Here is a 26357-nt window from a genome sequence, read left to right on the forward strand (position 1 = left end):
TCTTCGCGGCCACCACCCCCAACCCCGGTAAGACATACCGAAGACCCGGATCAACCACCTAATTTCGCAACACCCCGGGAGAGATGTCGCATAACTGGCCACTCGGCGCAGACCAACGTTTCGATCCCGCATCCACCGAATCTGAATACAGCTGTGTCGCAGCGTTTTCCAAATGTCGTTCTAGGCTGTGAGGATGGCCCTCTCCAAGGACGAACGCGAACAGTTTCTAGCCGAACCGCACATCGCCGCCCTGTCGGTCTACGCAGGCGACAAGCGCGGGCCCCTGACCGTACCGATCTGGTACCAGTACACGCCGGGCGGTGAGCCTTGGCTGCTCACCGGGAACGGGTCCCGCAAGCACCGGCTCATCGAAGCGGCCGGGCATCTGTCGCTGATGGTCGAACGGCTCGAACCGAGCGTGCGCTACGTAGCCGTCGACGGCGCGGTGAGCCGCATCGAGCCCGGCACCGACGAGCAACTCGTCGAGATGGCCAAGCGCTATCTGGCCCCGGAAAAGGTCGAACCGTATCTGGAGTTCGCCCGTAGTGACCACGGCGACAGCGTCGCGGTCTACCTGAAGCCCGAGCACTGGCTTTCGGCCGACCTCGGCAGCCTCTGACACCAGAGGCATTCACAGCTTTCTGACAGTTGGTTCACAGTCCCACTGTCACAACGGAATTGGCGCGCAGACGGCGTCTCATCGGCGGTTAGGCTCCGTGGGTGACCCCGAAACTGCGCGTCGATCCCGGTGTCTTGCGGTCGGCGGCCGACGGGTTCCATCAGATCGGTGCCGTCGTGTCCGGCGCGAACGTCGGCCACGGGCTTTCGGGGCTGACCGCCAGCCTGCCGGGCTTGGTCGCCGGTGGTGCCACCGAACAGGCCGCCGCGCTTGTCGACAGTGCTGTCCGACGGGTGGGATCCGAGCTGGCTGCGCTGTCGACCAACCTGGGCCACGCCGCTGACAAGTACGAACAGACCGATGCCGAGCTGGGTAAGAAGCTCGACAAGACCGTCGACGATCCCACCAAGAACGACGACGGCGGCGCGAAGAAGGACAAGCCCGGCCCCACGGCGCCCGCCGGCCCACAGGCCATCCCCGTCGATCAGGTGACCTACGACAACGGGAATTGGCCCTCCGGGGCCGAAGCCACCCGCGCCGCCATCAACCAGGCCTTGGACCAACGCGGGGTCACCGACCCGGCTGCCCGGCAACGCTGGATCGACGCCTACATGACTCTGACCGAGCACGAATCGTCGTACAACCCGATGGCGGTCAACAACTGGGACATCAACGCCAAGCCGCCCAATTCGACCTACAAGGTCTCCGATGGCTCCGGCAACGGCTGCTCCCGCGGTCTGGCCCAGTGCGTGCCGGGCACGTTTGCCCAGTACCACCAACCCGGCACGTCGAACGACATCTACGACCCGGTCGCCAACATCGCCGCATCGATGAACTACCTGGTCGGGAACTACGGCGTCGCTCCCGACGGTTCGGACATCCTGGCCAAGATCCCGCAAGCCAACCCTGGCGTCCACCAGGGCTACTGAGAGTGAACAGGAGTTCGATGACAGCCAGGCACGCGTTGGCGCTCGTTGTCACGACAGTCATTGCCGTCGCGGCCGTGTCGGCTTGCGGTACCACCACGACAGGCACGCCTCAGGCTGAACCGTCCACCCTAACGAGCTCTACACCGCCGAAGCCGGCCGCGACTGCCGAAACGGTGAGCGCTTCTCCGTCCCCCAGCGTGAAATCGCAAGCGGCGGTTCCTGTGCCGGCCGCAGCGTGGATCAGCGCCGACCAGATTCCACAGAACTCCGACCAACCGTGGCCGAATTTCTCTGACCGCGCAGAACCACTGGGAACAAACACCTTCCGCCTCTACGGGCTGTGCGGGGCGACGCCGTCACCGATTGCCAACGGGGACAACGCCCGAGCCGTGGTGGACAACGGTGACGGCCACTGGTCAGCGGAACAAGTCATCGTGCACTACCCCGGCGACCCGTGGACCATGGGGCAGACAGCGAGCCTCGACGCGGCCAACCTGCAGAACGTTCTGACCCAGTGCACCTCCACCGCACCAGGCACAACACTGCAGTTCACCACCCCCGTGAGCTCCCGCTGCCCTAGTGTGACTCGCGGCGGATGCCACCAGGTGGCCGCTGAAATACGCTCTGCTGACGGCCAATCCACGGCACACGTCTATCTCGCCAACGTCGGCAGCACCATCACCGAGCTGACCGTGTGGGCTGGCGGCACCCCCAGCTCACCATGGGCGGGCACCGCTGACGAAGATGTGTTCGCCGCGATGAACCCGCAGCTCTGCACCGTTTGGGAATGCTGACGGGTCCCGCCGATGACGGTCACGATTTCTACGGTCAGCGGTTCGCAACCCGAGCACGTGCTGGCCGCCGCAGCCCATGCCGGCAGTTCGGCGACCACCATCAGTCAGCAGATCGACGCCGGGAAGCAGAACCTGGCGGCATTGAAAAATGGCTGGGAAGGAACAGCTTCCGAGGCTGCCGTCGCGAATGCGGAACGGACACTCGTCGCGCAGCAGAAGATCTCCGACGTGCTCCGTGCGCTCCAGTCCGCACTGTCCGACGGTGGATCACAACTGTCAGCCATCCGCACCGGCATCGTCGACGGAGTTGAATCGTTGACCCAGCAGGGTTGGCAAGTCGCCGATGACGGCACCGTGACGGTACGTCCAGGAAGTCCGCTGGACGTTCTGGCAAAACTCAGTCCGGTCACCGACATGCAACTTCGGCAGATCGCCCCGGCCAGCTCGGTCAGGCTCAAGGCAATGCTCGCGCAGTTCGACGGCGCGGACCGGGCCTTGGCCGATGCGGTTCACAAGGCGACCGCGGGGCTGGACGCATCGGCTGCCCCGGCCGGAGCCCCGAACCGGACGGACAATCCGAGGCCCACCGGACCAAAACCCGAGGACGGCAACGCTCCTGCGCCCGATCCCGGCCCGGGCGCAAAGCCGGGCGGCGTCGACGGTCCTGGCCAGGTTAATCCGGGGTCTCCCGGTCCCACACAGAAACCTGCGCCCGGCAGTCCACAAAGCGCCCTGCGCACGCCCGCCCAACCTCTGTCCGCGCCGACGCCGCGGCCCGCTTCCGGCACGACGCCGGCGCAGGCGGGCCCGTCGAATCCAGGCCGCAACCCCGGTGCAGCGCCGACTCGACCGGCATCGACGAACGCCGGATCTGCGCCCGTCCAGGCCAACACCCCGGCACAAGAACCGGCCACCCGCTCAGGCCCGACATCAGCTCCGTCCGGTGCGGGCGCCCCACCGGTCGGCAAGGGCGGCCCAGCCAGCGCAACCGCGTCGATGCCTGCGACATCGGCGCCAACAAGGTTTGACGGGAACACCACCAGTAGCAACGCGTCCGCCGCCGCCAATGGTGGCGCGCGCGTCTTCAGCGCATTCGACGGTGGCGCGGGGAATGTGCCAACCAGTTGGAAGCACCAGATTGACCACGAGGGTTGGCCGGTTTACGTCCATGTTGATGACGGTGACGAAGTAGAAGTCGACGACGACGACTGGTGAGCCTGGCACCCCGCCTTGGCAGGCATCGCTCGACGGGGCAGGGTGGGGGTATGGCGTCCCGACAGCGGTTGTTCCGAGTGTTCTACCGGCTCGGCTTCACGCCGTGGGACGGGCACCCGATCGCTCAGGGACTGCTGGAGTTGGTCGAGGGTGAGGATTCGTTACCGCCGGGCAAGGCGCTCGACGTCGGTTGCGGAACCGGTGACAACTCGATTTATCTCGCGCAGCAGGGCTGGCAGGTGACCGGTGTGGACTTCGTCGCGACAGCGGTCGACAAGGCGCGTGCGAAGGCAGCCAGACGAGGTGTCGACGTGCGGTTCCTGCAAGCCGACGCGACGCGGCTGAGCACCGAGCCGGTCGACCACGACTACAACCTGATCGTCGACAGCGGCTGCCTGCACGGGATGAGCGCCGATGACCGCGATGCGTACGTACGGGAGATCACGGCGGTCGCCGCGCCCGATGCGGTGTTGTCCATCGTGGCGTTCGTTCCCGGGACTTCGTTCGGTGTGCCAGGCATCGCCGAGGCCGAGGTCAAGCACAGGTTCTCCGAACACTGGTCCCTGGTGTCCAGCGGCAGCGAGCCCGCGATGGACCACAACGGCAAGGATCCGGCCCGACATTACGTGTTTGCGCGCCGGAGCTGAGTCGCTACCGCGGGGGGGTCGCATGCAAGTCAGGTTCGCGGGCGCGCTCATCATCGCGACGGTCGTTTGCGTCGTGAATCTGTCGGCATGCGGCAGCACCACCCGGGTCCATGCCCAGCAGACAATCATCAGATTGCCGGTCGATTGACAGTTGACCAAGCCGGAACGGCGGCAGATGCTGTTGAAGATGATCGCCGGCAGCGAGCAAGCGGCTTTGGCCGAGATCGAGCGTCGGCTCACCGTGGAGTTTCCCGAGGCCGCACCCGATGCCATCGATGCGGCAGTCAAAGAGGCTCATACGCGATTCGCCACGAGCAGGATCCGTGATTTCGTCCCGCTGTTCGTGGAGAAACACGCTCGTCACCAGCTAGCTGGTCGAGCTGTGCGAACGACCTGATTTCTGAGTAGCGAAGCGTCAGTCGGACGAAAGAGTCTCGTACCGCAGTTCCAGGCCGTCGAGCACGGCCTGAAGTCCGGTGTCGAATGCCCGCTGGTCGACTCGTTGCTGCCGCGCCGCGAGCGTATGGGCACCATCGAGATGCGGGTACTTGGCACTGTAGACAGCTGCGTCGGCGGGGAACGCCGACGCGAAGGATCCGAGTGCCGAACCGAGCACGAAGTACCGCACCACCGCACCCACGCTGATCGCCTCGCGACGCGACCATCCTGCCGCCACCAGCCCACCGAACACGTCGTCCGCAATTCTCAAAGCGTTGGGACGGCGCCCCAACCCAGCAGCCAGCACCGGCACGATGTTCGGGTGTGCCGCCACCACCTGCCGATAGGTGCGTGCCCACTTCTCCAGCGCCGCACGCCACGCAGGGTTCGTCGTACTCAGCTTCGCGAACATCGCAGTGTCCACCTCGGCGAGCACCGAGTCGACGATGTCGTCGAGCAGCTCCTCTTTGGTGCCGACGTGGTTGTAGAGCGACGGCCCGGCAACGCCTAACTCCGCGGCAAGCCTGCGCGTCGACAGCGCCTCCAAACCCTCTGAATCCACCAGCGCCAGCGCGCTCGACACGATCCGATCGCGACTGAGTAGCGGACGTGGTGGCCGCCCCACTTCACCTCCCGATGCCCGGCTTCACGACACATTACCTTTCACCGCTAGTTTTCCGCCCACGCCATGTCGTGGCACGGATCACATTGTTAAACTAGCAGCGCTAGTTTAACTTGGAATGAGGCCGGACGGATTCTCGTACGGCCGTAAATGGGAAGCAGCCCAACGCCATCGGCGGTAGCGCCCATCCCGTTCGCCTACGTCGCGCCTACTGGTCGACGGTTCCAAAACCAACAGGGAGGTGGCGCGATGCGCCGCACAGTTTTCAAGAACCGGGGTCTCTGATGGGCACCCTGCATTCGGCGCTCCGACAGGCCGAGCTGATTCAAGACACCACCCGCACGTTCGGGGCCATGGGCTTGAGCGCCGCCCGCTCGCTACCCGTGGCCGGCCAGCTGTTCACGCCGTCACCGCGCCTGCCGCTGTTCGGTCGCGTCGTGTTCATCACCGGTGCGGGCCGAGGCATCGGTGCCGAGGCGGCCAGACAGGCCCACGCGCGTGGCGCGCGGGTCGCACTCGTCGGACGACGTTTGAAACCGTTGCAGCAGTTGGCTGAACAGCTCGGCGAAGGCGCAGCCGCGTTCGAAGCCGACGTGCGTGACCTCGATGCGATGCAACGCGCTGCCGACGCCGCGGTGGCGCGGTTCGGCGGCATCGACGTCGTGATCGCCAACGCCGGCATAGCGCCGCCCTCGGAGCCGATACTGACGATCGACCCCGAGGATTTCGAGCGGACCGTCGACGTAAACCTGCTCGGCCAGTGGCGCACGATCCGCGCCACCCTGCCCGCCGTGATCGAGCGGAACGGACACATCCTGGTTGTGGCGTCGATATACGCATTCGTCAACGGAGCGCTGAACGCGTCGTATGCGGCCAGCAAGGCCGGCGTCGACCAACTCGCCCGGGCACTGAGAGTCGAGCTTGCCCACCACGAGGCAACAGCCGGCGTGGCCTATTTGGGATTCGTGAACACCGATCTCGTCGGTGACGCGTTCGCGCAGCAACAGGTCTCGGAAGCACGCTCGATTGTGCCGGAGCTCTTCACCAAGCCCATCCCGGTCACCCAGGCCGGTCGCGCGCTGGTCGAGGGCATCGAATCTCGTGCCGCCACTGTAGCGGCGCCGGGCTGGATCCGGCCGCTACTCCCGTTGCGCGGCATCGCAGGCACGCTCATGGACGAGTTCATGCTCGCCAACCCGAGGCTGTCCCGGGCAATAAGTACCGTAGAGCGACAGAATCACCGTCAACAGGCGTAGTGCTCGATCACTCGTTTCACCGTTTCAACGGACCGTTGCAGCACGTCCATGTCCACTGAGCCCAGCGCCAATCTGATCGCGTGTGGCGAGTGCTTGCTCGTGGCAAAAGGTTCAGCCGTGGACACCGAGACGTTGTCACGCATGAGCTTCGACGCGACCTGATCAGCACGTGCCCCACCAGGCAACGGCAACCACAGGAAATACGAGCAGGGATGCCCGACGAACTCGAGCCCGTCGAGAACGGCACGGGCGACAGCCTGCCGGCGAGCAGCGTCGTCGCGCTTCTGCGCTTCCAACCGGGCGACGGTGCCGTCGTTGATCCACCCGGTGGCGATCGCGGTCATCAACGCGGGAGTGTTCCAGGTCGTCGCTCGGATGACCCGCTCGAAGGTTTCGATGAATTGCGTTGGAGTAACTACGAATCCGACGCGGAGTCCGGTCGCGACGCTTTTTGAGAGTCCCGAGACATAGACGGTGGATTCTGGGGCCAGTACCGCGAGGGGCTCTGGCGCGTGTTCCACCAAATACGCGTACGACGCATCTTCGAGAATGACAAGCCCGTGCTCGCGGGCGATCTCGACCAGTCGCAGGCGGGACCGCTCGGGGCTGACCCATCCCAGCGGATTGTGCAACGTCGGCATCACGTAGATCGCCCGGACCCGCCGCGTGGCGCACAGCCGGTCCAGCGCGTCCAGGTCAGGTCCATCGATGGCCGCAGGCAAGGGCGCCAGTTCCAGTCGAAGTGACTGCGCAAGCACCTTGAATCCCGGATAGGTCAGCGCGTCGACGGCGACCACATCACCGGGCTGCAACAGCGCCAATGCCGCGACGGCCAACCCGTGTTGTGCACCGCTGACGAGCAGCACCCGGTCCGCCGGAACGCCCACCCCCCGATCTTCCAGATACAATGCGGCCGACGCCCTTTCATGCATCCGGCCACCGTGGGGCTGGTAGCGCAGCAGCGCGTCCAGGTCGCCTGACGATGCCAGTGCGCGCAGCGCGTTTCTCAGCAGGCCTGCCTGCTCCGGCAGGGATGGATAGTTGAAATTCAGGTCGACGACGTCGTCGGCGAACACACGTCTCACGATGTCGTCGCGCGACGTCAGCGTGGATTCCCGCACGAACATTCCTCGGCCGGTCTCGCCGCTGACGAGCCCCATGTCCGAGAGTTCGGCATAGACCCGGCTCGCGGTGACCAACGCAAGCCCTTCGCGGGCCGCGAGTTCGCGATGGGTGGGCAACCGCGTTCCCGGCGCGATCTTGCCGGCCCGGATGTCGGCCGCCATCGCATCGACGACCTTCTTGTATCGCGCACGGGCCACGCAGGCATTGTATGCATGACAATTTCTTGATCGTATTGGTTTGGCCGCAATAGGCTCAGCGCATGCACATCGCCATTCTCACGTTCGAGGGCTACAACGAACTCGACTCACTCATCGCACTCGGTGTGCTGAACCGAATTCGCAAGCCGGACTGGCGGGTATCGATCGCAAGCCCCGGCCCGCGGGTTCGCTCGATGAACGGCGTGGTCATCGAATCCCATGTCGCGCTGGAAAAAGCGAGTAGCGCGGACGCCGTCATCGTGGGGAGTGGCAGGCAGACCCGCGAGGTCGTCGCCGATCCGGAGCTGATGGCGCGACTGAGGCTCGATCCGTCTCGGCAGCTACTAGGTGCACAATGCTCCGGCACTTTGGTGCTGGCGAAATTAGGGCTGCTCGACGGGGTTTCGGCATGCACCGATCTCGTTTCCAAGCCGTGGGTGCAGGAGGCCGGCGTCGAGGTGCTCGACCAGCCGTTCTTCGCCAAAGGCAACGTGGCAACAGCCGGCGGCTGCCTCGCGTCGGCGTACCTCGCCGGCTGGATGATCGCCCGGCGGGAGGGCGTGGACGCCGCGAGAGGTGCTCTGCACCATGTGGCTCCGGTCGGCGAGAAGGACGAGTACGTCGAGCGGGCGATGGGCAACATCGGCCCTTACCTGGTGCGGTCCCACCAGTCGACAACCAGCGCAGCATAATCGTCGGCACGTTCTTCCCAAACGAAATGTCCGCCGCCGTCGATGAAGTCGACCTTGCTGTTCGGCAACCGATCCCCGAGATAGGTGGCGTTGACCGCAGGCACCACCTGGTCTTCGCTGCCCTGTACGACGCGCACCGGTGTGTGGATCCCGGGCAGCAACGTTCCGAGGATGGGCAACTGCTGCGGGTAGGACTGAACGTAGGCAATTGATTCGGCGAACTTGTCGCCGTCGTAGCTGGCGATGTAGTCCCCACGGACCTCGTCCGACGGCTCGTAGCCGGCGATGGTGTCCAGTGCGATCTCGACGATCTTGCGGCCACCGATTCGCCGGTACGGTTCCAGGTCGGGCGCCTCAACCCAGTCCTTGAGCGGGCTGCCCAGGGTGATCGGCACCGCGGCGCCGCCAGTGCCGATCACAAGGCTCGCGAATCGATCCGGATGGGCCGACGCGGCAAACAGTGTCGCCGAAGTTCCGACGTCCGGTGCGACGACGTGGGGCTTGTCCAGGTCGAGAACATCGGCGATACGAACAATGAAGTCCCCCATGGATTTCGGATTCATCAACGCTTCGCGCCGTTCCGACCCACCGAACCCGGGTAGGTCGACGGCGACGACATGTGCTTCTTCGGTCAGCCGTGGCCAGACCTGCTCGTAGGCGAAAATGCTTTCCGGCCACGGGCTGAGCAGCAGCGCCTCGACGGGGCCGGCGCCACCTTCGGCGAACCGGATCGAGAGTCCATCGGCGGTCATCGTCCTGGGCCGAATGTTCACACTCATGATTGCTCCTATCCAAAATTGCCATTCGCCAACCGACAGCGCAGCGTGCGCATCACCGATTCCGCAGCAGGGCCCGGCAAGGTGGCCCGCCTTGTGGTGGTACTGCCAATGCCAGGATCATTCCGGTCCGGTTGGCGCTCAAAAGTCAGGAATGTACAACTTCGGTGCAGTGCTCATGACGGTGTGACCGCAACCGCGCCTGGACCCTCCGTCATGCCTATCGGTTCGGGCACTGCCCGAGCCGCTTCACCCGGCGACTTGTTGCGTTGGTATCCGCTGGCGCTCGGATTGGGCGGCCTGGCCGGAGGTTGGCGGACGGCAGAGGGATTCGGCGCAGCCTCCTGGCCCGCACATTGCCTGACCATCCTGTGCTTGTCCGCCTGGCTGACGATCACCACGCTGTACGCAGTCAGAGGTGGTGGCAACCCGTCGACACTCGCAGCCGACTTGCGCCATCCAGAACAGGGGTTCGCCGTGGGCTACATCTCGGTGATCCCGATGTTGCTGGCCGCCCAGATCTTCCCCCACGCGTCTGGCTACCGGTACCTCGACCTCGCGCTGGTGGCGGCCTGGGCTGTGACCGCCGCAGCGATTGTGGCGCAATGGATTACCACACCTCGCGATCGCCATGCAATACATCCGGGATTCTCGCTACCTGTCGTCGCCGGGCCGTTCATCGCCAGCATCTCGCTGCAGACGAACGGCTGGCACCTCTTGGCCCAGGGTCTGTTCGCGGTCGGAGCGTACTTCTGGGTGACGTTCGGCACACTGATCATCGGACGGCTCATGACCGAACAGCGCCTGAGCGATGCGCGCTTTCCGACGCTGGTGGCGTTGATGGTGCCTCCGGCCACCGCCGGCACGGCCTGGTTTACGTTGAACAGCAACAAGATCACCACCGCCGGTGTGGGGTTGGCCGCGGTGCTGGCGATGATGGCACTCGTGCAGTTGTTCATTCTGCCCGACTATCTCCGTCGCCCGTTCGGCATCTCTTCTTGGGTTTTCAGCTTCCCTCTCGCGGCGACGGCCAACACCGTCGGCCACTGGGCCGTCGCCGATCCGTATCCCGGTGTCCGGATGCTGGCTTGGTCGATGCTGGCCGCGGCCACCGCGATCATCGCGTTGCTTGTCGTGCGCACCGGGCAGTTGATGTGGAGCACCACGCGGAGACAACGGAATGCGTCATGCAATTGACGATCGAGGAATATTCCCACGGCATCCGTCATGCCGAGCTGCCGGTAATCCCAAGGGAACTCATTGCAGATTCAAGTAAGTCGAGTCATGTTGGCAAATTGCGCTGCTATCAGCGAATCTGCGTGGAAAATGTAGCAGTTCCTGCTTAGTGGATGAGGGGGGCGCGGTTGTGGTGGCTTTGACGCCTCGACGGGACGAGGTCCCATGACCGAAATCGTCGTGCTCAACCTCGCCAAGCGAGAGATGCAGGCAGTATCCCTCGACGGCTCGCAGGTGCGAACCGTGGTGGGCGGCCTCGACGAGACCCCCGACGGCATCGTCGTCGATGCGGCACGTCGCCACATCTACTGGACCAACATGGGAAGCCCCGATCCCGGTGCGCTCCCGGGCGCCGAACCGAACTTCTTCACCCGCAACGGCTCGATCGAACGCGTCGATTTCGACGGTGGAAATCGCCGTACCATCGTCCCCCGTGGAGCCTTCACCACGGGGAAGCAACTCACCGCCGACTTCGACGCCGGCAAGCTCTACTGGTGCGACCGCGAGGGCATGCAGGTGCTCAGCTGTGACCTGGACGGCCGCAACCTGCACGCCCTGATCGTCACGGGCATCGGTGACGACGCGGCAAGGGATGCGCGCAATCACCCCGTCGGCGTGGCCGTCGATCCGGCCTGGCGGATGATCTACTGGTCACAGAAGGGCGCCCCGAATGCCGGTGAAGGCAGCATCTTCCGCGCGCCCATCGACATCCCACCCGGCCGCAGCGCCGCTGACCGTGATGACATCGAAGTGCTGTGGACCAACCTGCCCGAACCCATCGATCTACATCTCGACGTCGCCGGAACACTCGTGTGGACCGACCGAGGCAGCCCCCCGGCCGGGAACACCCTCAACCGGGCACAGGTACAACCCGCAGTCGGTCAGCGCGAGATCTGTTCGCGCGGCTACCAAGAGGCCATCGGTCTGGCCACCTCTGACGGCGTGACCTACTACGTGAGCGATCTTGCGGGCGGGCACATCCGCGCTGTCAATCTCGACGATCAGACCGAACACGAGCTCGTCACGCTGGGGCCCGGGCTCACCGGCCTGGCGCTGGCGGACCTCGCGCCGGCTGCGCCGACAGGTGAGACGCCGGCGGTAAAGTGTAAGCGACGAAAGGGCGGCGGCGTCCTCAGCAAGATATGGCTCCCGCTCGTTGTGCTGGCCGTCATCGCAATTGTCGGTTACGGGGTGAGCACCGTGCGCGGGTTGAACGAGGCAATCACCAATCCTCCTGAGGCGAAAGCGATCCCGGCCACCGTCGTCCAGATCAACCCCAAAAACGTCACGTACGAGGTGTTCGGAGACCTCGGCGGCAGCGGAAAAGTCACCTACGCAGATCTCAACTCCGCCCCGGTCGAAGTCCAGTTGACGTCGTTGCCCTGGACGTATTCGGAAACCACGATGGCGGCGTCGGCCTCGTTGAGCCTGGTGGCACAGGTCGAAGGTGATTCGGTGGGATGCCGAATCCTGGTCGACGGGCATGTGAGAGAGGAACATTCGGTGACTCATACAGGGGCCGCTGTGGCGTGCACGGTGACCGCGGCATGAGCACCACCGTGTCCGACGCACCCCAGAGCACTCCCGAACGGATGCACCGGCCCTTCCTGGCCAGAACGCTGCGGATGCTCGCCATCCCGATCGTCCTGATCTGGCTGGCGGTCGCCGTGGTGACCAACGTGTTCGTCCCCTCACTCGACGACGTCACCGCCGAGAACGCCGGACCCCTGGTCGCGCGCGATGCGCCCTCAGCGCAGGCCGCGATCCACATGGGCAATGACTTCAACGAGTCCAACTACACCAGCGTCGCAGTCCTGCTACTGGAAACCCACAACCGCCCACTCGGTGAGCAGGACCACCAGTACTACAACGAGTTGGTTCAACGGCTGCTCGACGACACCAAACACGTGCAGTCCGTCCAAGACCTCTGGGGCAAACCGGTGACCATGTCGGGGTCGCAGAGCTCCGATGCGCAGGCCACCACTCTCAACATCCGCCCCGCCGGCGACCTCGGATCCTCGCAAGCCAACGAATCGATTGCCGCGATCCGCGACATCATCGCCAAAGTCCCCAAACCCGAAGGCCTTTCGGCCTACATCACCGGCCCGGCACCGCTGGCCGCCGATACGCTCCACGCCACCGACGCCAGTTTGGTCAAGCTGACCATCGTCACGGTCATCTTGATCCTCACCCTGTTGCTGATCGTGTACCGGTCGATCACCATCGCGGTGATCCCACTGATGGGGGTACTGACCACACTGGCTGTCGCCCGCGGAATCATCGCATTCCTGGTGCAGCAAGGCGTCATCGAGATCTCCTCGTTCGCGTCCAACCTGCTGGTCTCACTGGTGCTCGGCGCATCCACCGACTACGCGATCTTCTATCTGGGCCGCTACCAGGAAGCCCGCCAAGCCGGCGAAGACAAGGAATCCTCGTATTACATATCAGTGGCCAACGTCCCACACATCATCATGGGTTCGGGTATCGCCATCACCGGCGCCACCCTGTGTCTGAGCCTCACCCACCTGGACTACTTCCGTACTTTGGGTCCGCCATGTGCGGTATCGATGGTCGTCGCGGTGCTGTCCGCTCTGACCATGGGCCCGGCGCTGCTCACCCTCGGCAGCAAGATCGGCTGGATCCAGCCGCGAAAGAAACGTGCCAACCCGGTATGGCGCAAGGTCGGCACCGTCATCGCCCGCTGGCCGGTGCCGATGATCGCAGTTGCCGCCCTTGTTATTCCGTTGTGCATGATGGGTCTGACCGCCTACAACGTGAGCTACAACGACCGCGATTTCGCCCCGGCCAGCGTCGAAGCAAGCACTGGTTACGCCGCAGCCGACAAGCACTTTCCGAAGAGCTGGCTCAACAACGACATCGTGTACATCAAGGCCGACCACGACATGCGCAACACCGCCGACATGATCTCTCTCGACCGCATCGCCAAGGCAATCACCCGAACCCCGGGAGTCGCTCTGGTACAAAGCGTGACCCGGCCCAACGGACGGCCGCTCGAACACGCATCACTGCCGTACGCATTCGGCTCACAAGGCACCAAACTCGGTGAGAACATCGGCTTCCTACGCGACCGAGTGGCCGACATCGGAGCCCTGTCCACCAGGACCGGCAGCATTCTCGAATCAACGAAGAAAATCCAGGAGATCACCGCGCAACTGGTAGTCGGAACGCACGTGTCACGCGAATCCGCCGAGCGACTCAAGGCACTCTCCGATGAAACCCGCGATCACCTGGCCGATTTCGACGATTTCTTTCGACCGATGCGCAACTACTTCTACTGGGAACCACACTGCTTCGACATCCCGATCTGTGCAGCGTTGCGCTCGCTCTACGATTCACTCGACGGGGTCGACGGCATCACCAACGAGCTCGGCAACACCGTCAAAGGCATCACCATCATCGACACCGTCACCCCGCAGATCATCCCGCAGATCCAAACCACCGTAGCGAACCTGCAAGCCATCCAATCCCTCACGCTGACCCTGCAAAGCACTCTCAATTCCATCGTCGACCAACTGGATGTCTTCATCAACCCACTGGTCGACATGGCACAAGCCTTCGACAACGCCAAAAATGACGACTTCTTCTTTCTGCCGCCCGACGCGCTGAAGACCGACGACTTCAAAGTCGGCATGAACTTCTTCATGACACCCGACGGCAAAGGCGCCCGCATCGTCTTCTACCACACCGGCGAGGCCCAAAGCCCCGAAGGAATCAAGCAGGTTCAAGATGTGACTGCCGCCGCGGAGCAGGCCGTCAAAGGCACATCGTTGTCGAACGCCAAGATCTACCTGGCTGGTGCCGCATCGAATTACCGCGATGTCAAGGACTATTCGAGAAACGACATCATCATCATGATGCTCGCGACGTTCGCTTTGGTCTTCACCATCGTGCTGGTCATCACCCGTGCTCTCGTCGGCGCCATCATCGTTCTCATCACTGTCATCCTGTCCTTCTCCGGCGCCTACGGGCTCTCGGTCTTCCTTTGGGAAGTCCTGCTGAAAACCCAATTGCACTGGCTGACATTGCCTATCGCGTTCATCGTTCTGGTGGCCGTCGGCTGCGATTACAACTTGCTCATGCTCTCGCGCTATCGCGAAGAAATCGGCGCCGGCATCAAAACCGGACTCATCCGGACCATGGGCAGCTCCGGCGGCGTCGTCTTCACCGCGGGCTTCGTCTTCGCCTTCACCATGCTGGCCCTGCTCGCCAGCGACGTCAAAAACATCGGCCAAGCCGGCTCTACCATCTGCCTGGGCCTGATCTTCGACATGATCATCGTCCGCCTTTTCCTCGTCATGCCCCTCGCCCGAGTTCTCGGCCCGTGGTTCTGGTGGCCGCAACGGCTTCCGAGCCAGCCTCGGCAGGAGTTGGTCGGTACGGCCTAGTTGTGCGGTGGGCTGAGGGTCCGGAACTTGTCGGACCCTTCTGCTTGGATAGTGTTATGTCCTCGCAGCCAACATCTTTCACTGATGATGGGCCGAGCCCTGCGCAGCGGCTGGAGGTGTTGATCGACGAACTGTCGGAGTTGTGCGGGCAACGCAACGCGATCGACGGACGCATCGTCGACATCGTCGCCGAACTGGATCGCGACGAATTGTGTGGCGCCACCGGAGCCCGCTCAATCACGGCATTGGTGGCCTGGAAAACCGGTGTCACCCCGAACAACGCCGACACGATCGTGGCGGTGGCACGCCGGGCCGAGCAATTCCCCCTCTGCACCCAAGCACTGCGGGAGGGCCGGTTGTCACTCGATCAGGTCGGGGTCATCGCCGAACGCGCCGCCGACGGCTCCGACGCGCACTTCGCCGAGCTGGCCGCGGTCGCCACCGTCGCCCAATTACGCACCGCGATCAAACTCGAACCCAAGCCCGAACCCCAACCCGACGCCGAAGCCGAGCCGGCTGTGGAGCCGAAACGGTCGTTCCGCAAAGAGGTCCACGACGACTACACGACCTACCAGATCACCCTGCCCCGGCTGGAAGCAGCGAAACTCGACGCCGGGATGCGCTCACACCAGGAGGCGCTGATCGCGGCGTGGAAACGCGACGACGACGAAGGGGACCAGGTATCAGAACAGGCAGCACCCTTCCCGAATGCTGTGGACGCCTTCATGAGCCTCGTCGAGGCCGGCTGGGATGCCGATGCGACGGCCCGCCCACACGGGCAGCACACCACCGTCGTCGTCCACGTCGATCTCGATAAGCATGGCGAGAAACCCGTCGCAGCATTGCACCTGGGCCCCGTGCTCACTGATGAGGAGCGGCGCTACCTGACCTGCGATGCCACCTGCGAGGTGTGGTTCGAACGCCACGGGCAACCCATCGGCGCGGGACGCAGCGCCCGCACCGTCAACCGCCGGCTGCGCCGCGCCCTGGAGCACCGCGACCGCTGCTGCGCGGTCCCCGGCTGCGGAGCCACCCGCGGCCTACATGCGCACCACTTGCGGCATTGGGAGGACAGTGGCCCCACCGAGCTCGACAACATGGTCTTGCTGTGTCCCTACCATCATCGGCTGCACCACAAAGGTGGGATCACCATCACCGGCCCCGCTGACCAACTCAGGGTCACCGACGCCACCGGCCGCGAACTGCACCGGGGTTCGCTGGCCCGGCCACCGACCACACCCCCACCCCAGGTGCCGCCCTATCGCGGGCCGACCGGCGAACGCGCCGACTGGTGGTGGTACACCCCCTTCCAACCCAAGCCACCACCATCGCCCAACTGATATGTAACGAAGTTTGTCAAGGGGCAGGGTGAGGCGCCGCCGGGGAGTTAACCCATACCAACTAGGGGTTCACCCGCGCCGCGGCACCGGAGCGCGCATCGATCACATCGGAAGCGCCCCAGGCTATTCGCCGGCGAGAGTCGCCGCGATCTCCTGCGAGTCCGAGCCCGTCCGGCGCAGCACGAAGGCGACGACACCGAGCGCAACGAGCGTCAGCAACAGCATGAGTGTCGACACCGCAGCCACTTCGGGGCGCAAGCCGACCTTCAACGACGAGAAGATGTAGACCGGCCACGGGGTGGAACCGGGAAGCTGAACGAAACTCGACACGATGGTGTTGTCCAAACTGAGTGTGAACGACATCAGGGCGCCGGCCAGGATTCCGGGAAACGCCAGCGGCAAGGTGACTTGGCGGAATGCGTTCCACTTGCCCGCGTACAGGTCGGCCGCGGCTTCCTCCAGGCGTAGGTCCGTTCCTTGCATTCGCGCGCGGATGATGAATGTCACGACGGCAACCGACATCACCGTATGCGAGATGATCAGTCGGACCATTCCGTTGTTCATCGGCAAGAATCCGGCATCGGTTCCCAACGACACGAACCATGGCAGCAGGGAAACACCAGTCACCACTTCGGGTGTGACCAGAGTGATGGCAAGAATCGCGGTGAGCGCGATGGCCCATCGGTTGCCTTTGCGGGAACGCGCGAGAGCCAGCCCGCCGAGCGTGCCGAGCACGGTCGAGAGCACCGCCGCGCCGGCCGCCGCCTGTAGGGAGGTCAATACCGAGTTCCGGATCATGACGTTGTCGAAGGCGCTGGTGTAGGCGCTGAATCCGAAGCCCTGCCACGCTGCGAGGATCCGTCCGGTGTTGAACGAATAGGCGATGATCACGAGGATCGGCAAGAACAGGAACACGTACACCGCGATGCCCCACAGCCGCAATCCGACGGCGACCGGATCCCAAGACCTGCGCCTGCGTTGTACCGCTGCGACACCTGCGACGGGACGCTCCAGCGTATCGGTCATGCTTGTGCCCCTTCGGGAATCGTGACGCGGCGGGATCGTTTGATGAGCGCCTTGACGATCAACGCGACGGCGCCGACGGCCACCACGGTGGCAAGAATGAAGGTCATCAGGATGATGGCCATCGCCGATCCCAGCGCCCAGTTCTGAGCGATGTTGAACTGGGCGGCGACCAACTGGCCCACCATGTTGCCCTGTGCGCCGCCAAGCACCGACGCCGTGATGTAGTCGCCCATCAGCGGGATGAACACCAGCAGGCAGCCGGCCGCGATGCCGGGCAATGCGGACGGGACTGTGACATCGACGAAGGTTCGCATCCGGCCCGCGCCGAGGTCTTTACTGGCCTCACGCATGCTCTCCTCGGAGCGTTCCAGGGCGACGTACAGCGGCATGATCATGAGCGGCAGATAGTTGTACACGACGCCGATCTGCACCGCGGTCTGCGTGTAGAGGATCGACAGCGGCCCGTCGGCGAGCCCGACCTTGTTCAAGACAGCGGAGACGAAACCCTCCGGGGACAACATGATCTGCCACCCCAGCGTGCGGACCAGGAAGTTGGTCCAGAACGGGATCAGCACCAGCGCGAGCAGCACGGCGCGCCGGCGTGGGGCGACCTTGACCGCCAGCCAATAGGCGAACGGCAAGCCGATCACGAGGCAGATCAGGGTGCCCACGCCGGCGATGCGCAAGGTGTTCCAGAACGTGGTCAGGAAGGTCGCGTCGCCGGCCTCGAGGTAGCGGTCGAACGACATGCGCTCGTTGGAGCGGGCCGTGTAGATGTCGGGCTTGCTGCCGAAGCTGTACCAGCCGATCAGGGTGGTCGGGATCAGGAAGAAGAAGACCAGATAGGCCCACAGCGGAAAAGACAGTGCTGCATTCGATTTCGTTCCCGCGGACAGTCTGCTCACGTCACGGCTCCCGCCTGCATGCGATTGAAGATCTTCACCAATCGGCCGGTGGCGTCGGTGACCTCACTGGGCGTCAGCCGATCCAACGTGGCCTGGGTCGGGTAGATCAGGTCGAGCATCGGGACCTCGTTCTGCGCGGCGAGTTCGCGCTGGCCGATCAGCCCGGTCGGGTATCCGATGTGCTCCATTTCCTTCATGCCCACCTTGGCCTCGAGCATGTAATTGATGAATGCATAAGCGGCATCAGGGTGTTGGGCACCCTTGGCGATCGCCCACGTGTCCATCCACAGATTGGCGGTCGGCGTCGGGAACACGAAGCGCCAGCGGTCGGGATCGTCATCCTCGAGGAGGGCGAGGCGCACGTCGCCGTTGAAAGCCTGCATGAGCGCGAACTGGCGCTGGGCCAGTTGCGACGATACCTGGGACACGAACGCCGATATGGTCGGCGCGATCTTACCGACCATGAACTGCTCGCAGGCGTCCAAGTGGCGCTCGTCTGTGGTGTTCAGATCAATACCGTTGGCGGCGAAGAAGATCGCACAGACCTCCCACGGGTCCTCAAGCACCGTTGTCTTGCCCCGTGCTTCCTTTGGGCGGCATCGAGAAAGTCGTTCCACGACGTCAACTCCCGGCCGATGACATGGGTGTCGTAGACGAAACCTGTCGTACCCCAGTTCTTGCAGACTGCATAGGTGTTGGTCCGGTCCCAGGGCTGGTGCAGGTAGGGCGGTTCGACGTTGGAGAGGTTGGGCAGATAGGTGTGATCGAGCTGCTCCAGCAGGCCGGCGCGCGCCATCATCGGAACGTAACTACCGGTCGGCACCACGATGTCGTAGCCACTGGTTCCACGGGCCGCGCCGAGCTTGGCCACCAGTTCTTCGTTGGAGCCGAAGTTGTCAACCTGGAGGGTGACACCCCGGCGTCCGAACTCCGCGAGGTTGTCGGGGTCGTCGTAGTCGCCCCATGAGTAGATGTTGAGCTGGTCCTCGATCTTGCCGTCTGGCGCCGGGGACGGCACGCCGCCGTGCGAACAGCCCGACAGTGCCAGGCCTGCTCCCGCCACGGCGAAACCGGCCAGCAGGCTCCTACGAGTGATTCGCCGGGAATCGCTGGGGGAGGCGAGGATTCGTAACCGGTCCACGCGTTTCACTTCTCGGCCGCGACGGTGGAAGGATCTGCGGGGAAGACGTGTACGGAGTTGCCGTCCCAGCTGCACCGGACCGCCGAGTGCAGATCGAGTTGCTGGGCGGCAGCGGCGGGCATCCGCGACAGCAGCTCGACGCCGGAGTTCGTTGTCACCACGTACTGCACGGTCTCGCCGAGGAAGGAGATGTTGGCCAGGGTCCCGTCGACCGCGTTGATCGGAGTTTCGCCGATGACAGACCCTACTGAGATGGACTCGGCCCGCACCACGGCCACTACCGGCTGGCCGGTGCCATGACCCTCCATGGCGCTGCGATCGGGCCGGATGGTGTACTCGGGGCCGGTGAGGGTATCCGGCCCGGAGACCATGCAATTGAGGAAGTTCTGCTTGCCGATGAAGCCGGCGACGAACGAATTGGCCGGCGACTTGTAGATCTCAGCCGGAGTCCCGAGCTGCTGAATCGCGCCGTCGCGCATGACCACCACCCGGTCACTCATCGACAGCGCCTCTTCCTGATCGTGCGTGACGAAGACAAAGGTGATGCCGAGCTGGAGCTGAATCAGCTTGAGCTCCACCTGCATTTCCTCACGCAGCTTGCGGTCGAGCGCCGACATCGGCTCATCGAGCAGGAGGACCTTGGGCCGGTTGACCAACGCGCGCGCCAGTGCCACCCGCTGCTGCTGCCCTCCGGAGAGGTTCTTGGGACTGCGGTCGGCGAAGCTCTCCATTCTGGCCAGGCGCAGCGCGTCACCTACCCGGCGGCCGATCTCGGCTTTGGGGGTGCGCTTTTGCCGCAGCCCGTATGCGACGTTCTCCGCGACGGTCATGTGCGGGAACAACGCATAAGACTGAAAGACGGTGTTCACGGGCCGCTTGTTCGGCGGCAGTCCGACTATCGATGAGCCGTCGAGCAGGATGTCGCCTGCGTCGGGCTCTTCGAATCCGGCGATCATGCGCAGCAGGGTCGTCTTGCCGCACCCCGACGGGCCGAGCAGCGAAAGGAATTCGCCCGCCCGGATGTCGAGGTCGACGCCGCCCACCGCGGTCGAAGCACCGAACTGCTTGGTGATGTTGAGCAATTGTATTGCAACACCGGACTTTTGCGTTCTGGCCGGCGCCTCGGCGATGGTGGCTTCGGTCATGGTGAATCCTTCGCTCGGTGGATGTGATCAGCGGGTGGCGGTGGCGGACAACATGCCTGCATAGACGAGTGCACCGTCGACATAGGTGCGTTCGACCCGGGTCTGGCAGATCTCATCGGAGGGCAGGTCGAACGGATCCCGGTCTAGCACCACGAGATCGGCGAGGTATCCGGGCTGGATCGCTCCGGTGTCATCGAGGTGGTTGACGTAGGCCGAGCCCGCGGTGTACGCCGCGATTGCCGCCATGAGGTCGATCCGCTGCTCGGGGAGGAACACGCGGTCGTCGGTGGTGCCGGGGGCCCGGCGGTTGACGGCGACGTGGATGCCCTGGATGGGATCGGCGCTGCTCACCGGCCAGTCGCTGCCTGCGGCGAGGACGGCCCCAGCCCGCAGTAGGTCCCCGAACGGATACTGCTGCAGCGACCGTTGCTCGCCGAGAAACGGGATCGTCAGCTCGTCCATGGACGGCTCATAACAGGCCCACAACGGCTGGATGTTGGCCGTGGCGCCCAGGGTGCGGAACCGCGGAATGTCGTGCGGATCGACCACCTGCAGGTGCGCCAGATGCGGGCGGGTGTCGCGAAAACCGTTGGCACGCCGGGCGGCTTCGACGGCGTCGAGTGCTTCCCGCACAGCGCGGTCGCCGAGGGCGTGGAAGTGCAGCTGAAATCCGAGAGCGTCGAGTTCGACGACGTAGTGCCGCAACGCCTCCGGATCGACGAAGCTGACGCCGGCATTGGCGGTACAGCAGCCGCAGCCGTCGAGATAAGGCGACAGCAGCGCAGCGGTCTGGTTTTCAGCGATCCCGTCGATCATGATCTTCACCGTGTTCGCGCGTAGTCGCCCGTGCTGCAATGCGGCGCGGCGTTCGACCATCTCCGGTATCTGCTCGGCGCCGGGGTCGCGTTCCCACCATTGCGCCGCCGCGACGCGCACCGTCAGGGTTTCCTCGAGAATGGCCCGCCGATAGGCGGATTCGGCATCCGGCACTGCGGCGTAATTGCCCAGCATGGCGTCCTGCCACGCCGTGATGCCCAGCGAGTGCAGGTGTGCCTGTGCGTCCAGCAGGGCTCGGTACAACTCGTCCTCGGTGGGCGGTGGAACGTATACCGACACCAGATCCATCGCTGCTTCCTGCAGCATGCCCGTCGCCCCGCCGTCGGCGTAGCGCTCGATGCGTCCGCCCGGCGGATCGGGGGTGTCGTCGGTGATCCCGGCAATCTGCAGGGCGAGGGTGTTCACCCATGCTCCGTGATGGTCGCGATTGGGCAGGTACACCGGGCGGTCGGCGACTACGGAATCGAGCATGTGTGCTGTCGGGATTCCGCCGTCGAAGGCCTCCAAGGACCATCCGCCCCCAGTGATCCACGGGCGGTCGGGATGTGCCGCGGCATACTCGGCGATCGCGGCCAGCGTGGCGGCGGCGTCGTCGACACCGAGGAGGTCGCACGTCATGCGCTCCACGCCGGCCCCGACCGGATGGACGTGCGCGTCCTGAAAGCCGGGGATGAGAAGCCTGCCGGCCAGATCGACGACTTCGGTGTCCGGCCCGATCAGGGCGTGGGCCTCCGGTCCCACCGCGGTGATCCGGTTGCCCGTCACTGCGACCGCTCCCACGCGGGACCGAGCCGAGTTCATCGTGAGGATCGGACCGCCGCTGAATACGATGGTGGCCGGCGCAGCGGACATTGCGGTGTCTCCTCGTTTCGGTGGGGCGGACGGCGGTGAGATGGCCTCCGGTCGCGAATTGTTGTGGGCCATGACACAGCAGTGCCGCAAAATGGAGCAAGAGCGTTGACGTAAGCGAAGGCAGTGCGGATGGGCAGAACACTGAAGTCCGAGTCGCCACGGCGGCGACGGCGCCAGACGAACCAGGGCGTGTTGCTGTCCGAACAGGTCATCGTCGAAGCAGCATTGCGGGTGTTGCAGTACCACGGTGCGGCGGGTCTGACGGTCCGGCGCCTCGGGGTCGCGCTGGGAGCTGACCCGAGCGCCCTGTACCGCTACTTCCGCGGCATCGAAGATGTGGTGCTCGCCATCACCGACGAGTTGCTGCGGCGTGTGGCCGAGGGCTGGGAACCGGGCGGTGACTGGCGTGAGGCCATGCGGGAACTCGGGTTGCGCGTACACCGCGTCTACGTCGAGCATCCGCAGGCTGGGGTGCTGGCGGCAAGCCGGGTGACCGGTGGCCCGCACGAAATCCAAGTCATCGAAACGGTTTTGGGTCTACTGCGCAACGCGGGGTTCCCCGACCGGGAAGCCGTCGACGTGTATCACGCATTCATCGATCAGATGCTGGGTTTCGCCGCGCTCGACGCGGCATTCGAGGCGCTGCCCGTCGAACATCGCCAGCGCGATGACAGCAAGTGGCGCGACACGTACGCCCAGCTGCCCGCCGACACGCACCCGAATATCGCCGCCACCAGTCGGCTACTCGACGAGTCGATGCGTCGGAGTGGATGTGAACCGGCTCTGGACCTCCTGCTCGACGGCATTGCCGCGCGGCTGAAGACCCACGTCCGCTAACCCGATCAGCTGGTGTGCTCGGCGATACCGTCGAGCAATTGGCCAAGGCCGGAATGGAATTCGGTGAGCGGTCCGTCCTCGGCCTGATCGAACGCGCCGGCATCGATGGCGGCTGCCAGCGCGGGGAACCGGACCGGGTCCACCAGGCGACGCAGTAGCGCGGGGTACGCGCGGTCGTCGACACCGCGCGCTTCGATCGCCAACGCCGCCGAGCCCCGGGTGAACACCAGCACGGCGATGACGGCGGTGAGCTTTTGGCGTTCGGTCAGGCCCGTGCCGGACAAGGTGGCCAGGCCGGCGTCGAGCCATGCCAACTGTCCGGGATCGGCAGGCGGTCCGGCCGACGCGGTCTGCAAGATCCAAGGGTGCCGATGGTAGACAGTCCATAACCCTCGTGCCCAGTTCGTCAGGGCGGCACGCCAATTCGTGCCCGGCTGCGGTGACGGCGGCGGGCCGGGACCGGCGGCGAGCATGAACATCACCAGTTCGTCTTTGTTGGCCACGTGCCGGTACAGCGACATGGTGCCGCATCCGAGTCGTTCCGCCAGCCGTGCCATGGACAGGGCGGCCAACCCGTCGGCGTCGGCCAGTTCGATCGCCGCCGCGACGATCGCTTCCCGGCTGAGCCCACGTGACCGTCGCGGCGCCGGGTCCTGTTGCCAGAGCAGACGCAGCGCGCGGGGGAGCGGGGGTTCGGAGCCGTCCATCAACGCTCAGAGTAACCAGTGACATTCGAATGCGTATGCAATACGCTTTTGCGTATGACATACGCATCACCGCGCTCGGTGCGGCTCGCCATGGCGTTGGCAGTGATCGTCGTGGCGTTTCTGGCGTACTCGCTACCGCCGTATCTGTCCGGCGGCACGCGGGTGCCGTCCACCTTCGGCCTGCATTACCCGCTACTGGTCGCGCATGTGTTGCTCGCCGCCGTGGCGATGGTGTGCGCGGTAGGCCAGATCTGGCCGGGGCTGCGGCGTCGTCACCCGAAGGTGCACCGCCGAACCGGACGGATCTACGTCGCGACGGCGATTCCGGCGGCCGGGTGCGCCATGGTGATCGGTGCGGCGACGCCGTTCGGTCCGATCCTGGCGGTCAGCGACGTCGCCCTCGCTGCGCTGTGGCTCTGGTTCACCGTCGACGGATTCAGCGCTGCGCGGCGGCGTCGGTTCGGCAGGCATCGACGCCAGATGCTGCGCAGTGCGACGCTGGCGCTCTCGATCATCACCAACAGGATCTGGACACCCGTGCTGTACGTGTGTTTGGAACCGTTGCGCGACAGCATCTTCGGTGGCAACGAGGAGAAATATGTCTGGCTCGTCGCAGGCGTGGGCGCGTGGTTGGGCTGGACGATTCCGCTGCTGGCGCTGCAGCTCTGGCTGCGGCGGCAGCCGATTGCGGTTACTGATCGATCGGCGCACTTGAGCCGGCTGTGATCTGATCGATCACGGCCAGCAGTCCGTCGTCCTGTTCGGTCGCGGCCAGGTGTCCGCCGAGGGCGCGGTGCAAGGCGCTGAAGTAGAGGCCGTCGCCCATCAGTTTCACCGCACGGGCCACGTTGCGGTCACCGAGCGTCTCATGTAGGACGTTGAGCCAATCAGCCGAGACCGTCTCGATGACGGTACGGGCGCGATCATCACCCGCCTGCTGTAGTCGGGACACCGCAACCACGGCCCGATCCAGCGGTGTGCCGGCGTAGTGCGACGTGCGGATGTAATAGCGGGCCGGTCCCTCGGGCGCGGTCCGCATCCGTTGCACGTCTTCGGCGGCCAGGGCCAGCAGCCGATCGCACACGGCCGCGGCGAGGCGGTCCTTCGAGGGGAAGTGATACAGCAGGCCGCCCTTGGACACACCCGCCTTTGCGGCCACCGCGTCGAGCGTGGCGTAGCGCTCGCCTTCGACGGCAAGTAGGTCCTCATAGGCGTCGAGGATGCGGTCCCGCGACGAAGCCATTCCCAGAGCTTACGACAGCGGCATTCACTGTACCGTCTGGACGGTATAGTGATGTCCGGTCACGCGTGGTCGGTGAGGGAGTTGGTGATGCGGGCGTATCGCGATGTGGTCCGGATGCCGGGCGTGTTGAACATGACTGCCTCTCAGCTGTTCGCCCGCCTACCGCTCGGCATGCTCAACCTGGCGATCCTGCTCCACGTCCAGGCCATCAGCGGGTCCTACGCGCAGGCCGGGGCCGTGGTGGCGGGTGTCAGCGTGGGGGAGGCGCTGGCCATGCCCGTCACCGCCCGGATCGCCGGGCGCGCCATGGTGACGACGCTCGTCGTCGCGGCCCTGGCGAACGGCGCCGCGATGCTGGCCCTCGCATTCGCCGGTACTTCGGCGGTGCTGCTGATGGTGCTCGGCTTGCTCATCGGCGCAACCGTTCCGCCGTTGATGCCGGTGGTGCGGGCGCTGTACCCACAACTCGTTTCTCGCGACGCGGTGCGGGTGCTGTTCGCGCTCGACACCACTGCGCAAGAGCTGATCTGGGTCATCGGCCCCGTGGCCGCCACGTTCCTCGCGTCCACCCTGTCCACGGTCATCCCTCTGGTGGTGTCTGCCGCGGTCACCGTCGTCGGGACCGGCTGGTTTCTACTCAGCGCCAAGCATCTTCGCCTACCGGTGACGCCAAGATCGTCGGGCTTCGGCCGGGTGATGGCCAACCGCACAGTCATCCTCGCCATGGCCGCCAGCCTCACCATGGTCGCGTCATACATGGCCTTGGAAGTCGGAATCGTCGCGATGCTGGGCCGCACCGGCATCACGGCCGGTCTTGCGATCGCGGTGGCCAGCGTGGGATCGGTCATCGGAGGTTTGGCGTTCGGGCACCGGCGATTTGGGCTCCCGGGACTGGTGGCCGCCTTGGCGACCGTGGCACTGGGCACCGCGGTGTTCGGCGTCATCGACAATCAGGCACTGCAGTTCTGTGCATTGTTCGTGTCCGGCTTGGGCTTTGCGCCGGCAATGTCGGCCTTGTACATCATGGTGTCCGCGGAGATTGCCGACCATGCGGCGACGGAGGCGTTCGGCTGGCTGAACAGCGCGGCGCTGGTGGGTGGCGCCGCCGGCACGGCCATCGCCGGTGTCGCGGCCGACGCACACGGTGCCGCCGGTCCGATCGTCGTGGCGGTGGTACTGGCCCTCGTCGCCGTGAGCAGTCCGCTCGCCGCGCGCATGACCGGTCCGCTGCGGGGCCTCGCCGGGCAGCCGGAGGCCCGAACCGACACTGACGATCCCCTGTGCAGGTCGGCACCGAATTCCGAAGGTTGACAGCATGTTGTCGGGGTCGTCAGTTTCCCCGGCAACCCTCAGCGACCGGGTGTAATCTCCG

At 64.9% G+C, this 26357-nt stretch carries 26 protein-coding genes; 15 read left to right on the top strand and 11 right to left on the bottom strand.

Going from position 1 to position 26357, the window contains the following annotated elements:
• Nucleotides 1-193: 193 nt before the first annotated feature.
• From BST13_RS23140 to BST13_RS23165, 6 genes are all read left to right on the top strand, one after another.
• A complete protein-coding gene (locus tag BST13_RS23140; protein ID WP_083166361.1) occupies nucleotides 194-619 on the top strand; it encodes a pyridoxamine 5'-phosphate oxidase family protein in 426 nt (141 codons plus the stop codon).
• Between the two features lie 101 nt (nucleotides 620-720).
• Nucleotides 721-1548, top strand: coding sequence for a type VII secretion target (locus BST13_RS23145; RefSeq protein ID WP_083166362.1), 828 nt, complete (start codon nucleotides 721-723; stop codon nucleotides 1546-1548).
• 221 nt (nucleotides 1549-1769) lie between these two features.
• Nucleotides 1770-2342, top strand: a complete 573-nt coding sequence (locus tag BST13_RS23150; protein ID WP_083166363.1) for a hypothetical protein — start codon at nucleotides 1770-1772, stop codon at nucleotides 2340-2342.
• A 12-nt stretch (nucleotides 2343-2354) separates the two neighbouring features.
• Nucleotides 2355-3557, top strand: coding sequence for a WXG100 family type VII secretion target (locus BST13_RS23155; protein WP_083166364.1), 1203 nt, complete (start codon nucleotides 2355-2357; stop codon nucleotides 3555-3557).
• A gap of 50 nt (nucleotides 3558-3607) precedes the next feature.
• Nucleotides 3608-4204 (top strand): class I SAM-dependent methyltransferase, encoded by a 597-nt coding sequence (locus BST13_RS23160; protein ID WP_083166365.1) that lies wholly within the window; start codon nucleotides 3608-3610, stop codon nucleotides 4202-4204.
• A gap of 187 nt (nucleotides 4205-4391) precedes the next feature.
• On the top strand, nucleotides 4392-4601 hold the full coding sequence (locus BST13_RS23165; protein ID WP_083166444.1) for a three-helix bundle dimerization domain-containing protein: 210 nt from the start codon (nucleotides 4392-4394) through the stop codon (nucleotides 4599-4601).
• Between the two features lie 18 nt (nucleotides 4602-4619).
• Here BST13_RS23165 and BST13_RS23170 read toward each other — a convergent pair whose 3' ends face one another.
• Nucleotides 4620-5225 carry a TetR/AcrR family transcriptional regulator C-terminal domain-containing protein gene (locus tag BST13_RS23170; protein WP_245839776.1) on the bottom strand — a complete coding sequence of 202 codons (606 nt, stop codon included), beginning with the start codon at nucleotides 5223-5225 and terminating at the stop codon, nucleotides 4620-4622.
• A gap of 323 nt (nucleotides 5226-5548) precedes the next feature.
• Between BST13_RS23170 and BST13_RS23175 the strand changes: the two genes are divergently transcribed.
• Nucleotides 5549-6520, top strand: a complete 972-nt coding sequence (locus BST13_RS23175; protein WP_083166367.1) for an SDR family oxidoreductase — start codon at nucleotides 5549-5551, stop codon at nucleotides 6518-6520.
• On the opposite strand, the gene BST13_RS23180 is transcribed toward BST13_RS23175, so the two are convergent.
• The gene (locus BST13_RS23180; RefSeq protein WP_083166368.1) at nucleotides 6508-7842 is read right to left on the bottom strand and encodes an aminotransferase-like domain-containing protein; all 1335 of its coding nucleotides are present in this window, start codon (nucleotides 7840-7842) and stop codon (nucleotides 6508-6510) included. The genes BST13_RS23175 and BST13_RS23180 overlap by 13 nt on opposite strands.
• 62 nt (nucleotides 7843-7904) lie before the next feature.
• Here BST13_RS23180 and BST13_RS23185 point away from each other — a divergent pair, with 62 nt between their 5' ends.
• Entirely contained in the window at nucleotides 7905-8534 is a 630-nt protein-coding gene (locus BST13_RS23185; RefSeq protein ID WP_083166369.1) for a DJ-1/PfpI family protein, read from the top strand.
• Here the strand turns inward: BST13_RS23185 and BST13_RS23190 are convergent.
• A complete protein-coding gene (locus BST13_RS23190; protein ID WP_083166370.1) occupies nucleotides 8492-9313 on the bottom strand; it encodes an alpha/beta fold hydrolase in 822 nt (273 codons plus the stop codon). The genes BST13_RS23185 and BST13_RS23190 overlap by 43 nt on opposite strands.
• Before the next feature lie 213 nt (nucleotides 9314-9526).
• Between BST13_RS23190 and BST13_RS23195 the strand changes: the two genes are divergently transcribed.
• From BST13_RS23195 to BST13_RS23215, 4 genes are all read left to right on the top strand, one after another.
• Entirely contained in the window at nucleotides 9527-10507 is a 981-nt protein-coding gene (locus tag BST13_RS23195) for an SLAC1 family transporter (RefSeq protein WP_158087182.1), read from the top strand.
• Between the two features lie 1179 nt (nucleotides 10508-11686).
• Nucleotides 11687-12097, top strand: a complete 411-nt coding sequence (locus BST13_RS23205; RefSeq protein WP_083166446.1) for an MmpS family transport accessory protein — start codon at nucleotides 11687-11689, stop codon at nucleotides 12095-12097.
• Complete coding sequence (locus BST13_RS23210) at nucleotides 12094-14952, top strand: MMPL/RND family transporter (RefSeq protein ID WP_083166447.1); 2859 nt, start codon at nucleotides 12094-12096, stop codon at nucleotides 14950-14952. Before BST13_RS23205 ends, BST13_RS23210 begins: the two co-directional genes overlap by 4 nt.
• A 56-nt stretch (nucleotides 14953-15008) precedes the next feature.
• Complete coding sequence (locus BST13_RS23215; RefSeq protein ID WP_083166371.1) at nucleotides 15009-16292, top strand: HNH endonuclease signature motif containing protein; 1284 nt, start codon at nucleotides 15009-15011, stop codon at nucleotides 16290-16292.
• 123 nt (nucleotides 16293-16415) lie between these two features.
• On the opposite strand, the gene BST13_RS23220 is transcribed toward BST13_RS23215, so the two are convergent.
• From BST13_RS23220 to BST13_RS23245, 6 genes are read right to left on the bottom strand one after another with little or no spacing between them, the layout of a single operon-like run.
• Nucleotides 16416-17318: an ABC transporter permease gene (locus BST13_RS23220; protein WP_083166372.1), complete on the bottom strand. Its 903-nt coding sequence runs from the start codon at nucleotides 17316-17318 to the stop codon at nucleotides 16416-16418.
• Nucleotides 17315-18223, bottom strand: a complete 909-nt coding sequence (locus BST13_RS23225; RefSeq protein WP_083166373.1) for an ABC transporter permease — start codon at nucleotides 18221-18223, stop codon at nucleotides 17315-17317. Before BST13_RS23225 ends, BST13_RS23220 begins: the two co-directional genes overlap by 4 nt.
• On the bottom strand, nucleotides 18220-18789 hold the full coding sequence (locus BST13_RS23230) for an extracellular solute-binding protein (protein WP_158087183.1): 570 nt from the start codon (nucleotides 18787-18789) through the stop codon (nucleotides 18220-18222). The genes BST13_RS23225 and BST13_RS23230 overlap by 4 nt, the downstream gene beginning before the upstream one ends.
• Entirely contained in the window at nucleotides 18729-19364 is a 636-nt protein-coding gene (locus tag BST13_RS23235) for an ABC transporter substrate-binding protein (protein ID WP_158087184.1), read from the bottom strand. Before BST13_RS23235 ends, BST13_RS23230 begins: the two co-directional genes overlap by 61 nt.
• Before the next feature lie 5 nt (nucleotides 19365-19369).
• Entirely contained in the window at nucleotides 19370-20509 is a 1140-nt protein-coding gene (locus BST13_RS23240; RefSeq protein WP_083166376.1) for an ABC transporter ATP-binding protein, read from the bottom strand.
• A 27-nt stretch (nucleotides 20510-20536) separates the two neighbouring features.
• The gene (locus tag BST13_RS23245; protein WP_083166377.1) at nucleotides 20537-22198 is read right to left on the bottom strand and encodes an amidohydrolase; all 1662 of its coding nucleotides are present in this window, start codon (nucleotides 22196-22198) and stop codon (nucleotides 20537-20539) included.
• 129 nt (nucleotides 22199-22327) lie between these two features.
• Between BST13_RS23245 and BST13_RS23250 the strand changes: the two genes are divergently transcribed.
• Nucleotides 22328-23035, top strand: a complete 708-nt coding sequence (locus tag BST13_RS23250; RefSeq protein WP_083166378.1) for a TetR/AcrR family transcriptional regulator — start codon at nucleotides 22328-22330, stop codon at nucleotides 23033-23035.
• 5 nt (nucleotides 23036-23040) lie between these two features.
• Here the strand turns inward: BST13_RS23250 and BST13_RS23255 are convergent, their stop codons facing one another.
• Nucleotides 23041-23742: a TetR/AcrR family transcriptional regulator gene (locus tag BST13_RS23255; protein ID WP_083166379.1), complete on the bottom strand. Its 702-nt coding sequence runs from the start codon at nucleotides 23740-23742 to the stop codon at nucleotides 23041-23043.
• Between the two features lie 54 nt (nucleotides 23743-23796).
• On the opposite strand from BST13_RS23255, the gene BST13_RS23260 reads away from it, so the two are divergent.
• On the top strand, nucleotides 23797-24468 hold the full coding sequence (locus BST13_RS23260; RefSeq protein ID WP_083166380.1) for a DUF2306 domain-containing protein: 672 nt from the start codon (nucleotides 23797-23799) through the stop codon (nucleotides 24466-24468).
• On the opposite strand, the gene BST13_RS23265 is transcribed toward BST13_RS23260, so the two are convergent.
• The gene (locus BST13_RS23265) at nucleotides 24434-24985 is read right to left on the bottom strand and encodes a TetR/AcrR family transcriptional regulator (RefSeq protein WP_083166381.1); all 552 of its coding nucleotides are present in this window, start codon (nucleotides 24983-24985) and stop codon (nucleotides 24434-24436) included. The genes BST13_RS23260 and BST13_RS23265 overlap by 35 nt on opposite strands.
• Before the next feature lie 51 nt (nucleotides 24986-25036).
• Here BST13_RS23265 and BST13_RS23270 point away from each other — a divergent pair, with 51 nt between their 5' ends.
• Nucleotides 25037-26296, top strand: coding sequence for an MFS transporter (locus BST13_RS23270; protein ID WP_245839777.1), 1260 nt, complete (start codon nucleotides 25037-25039; stop codon nucleotides 26294-26296).
• Nucleotides 26297-26357: the final 61 nt, after the last annotated feature.

The sequence above is a fragment of the Mycobacterium aquaticum genome (assembly GCF_002086485.1).
Classification (GTDB): domain Bacteria; phylum Actinomycetota; class Actinomycetes; order Mycobacteriales; family Mycobacteriaceae; genus Mycobacterium; species Mycobacterium aquaticum.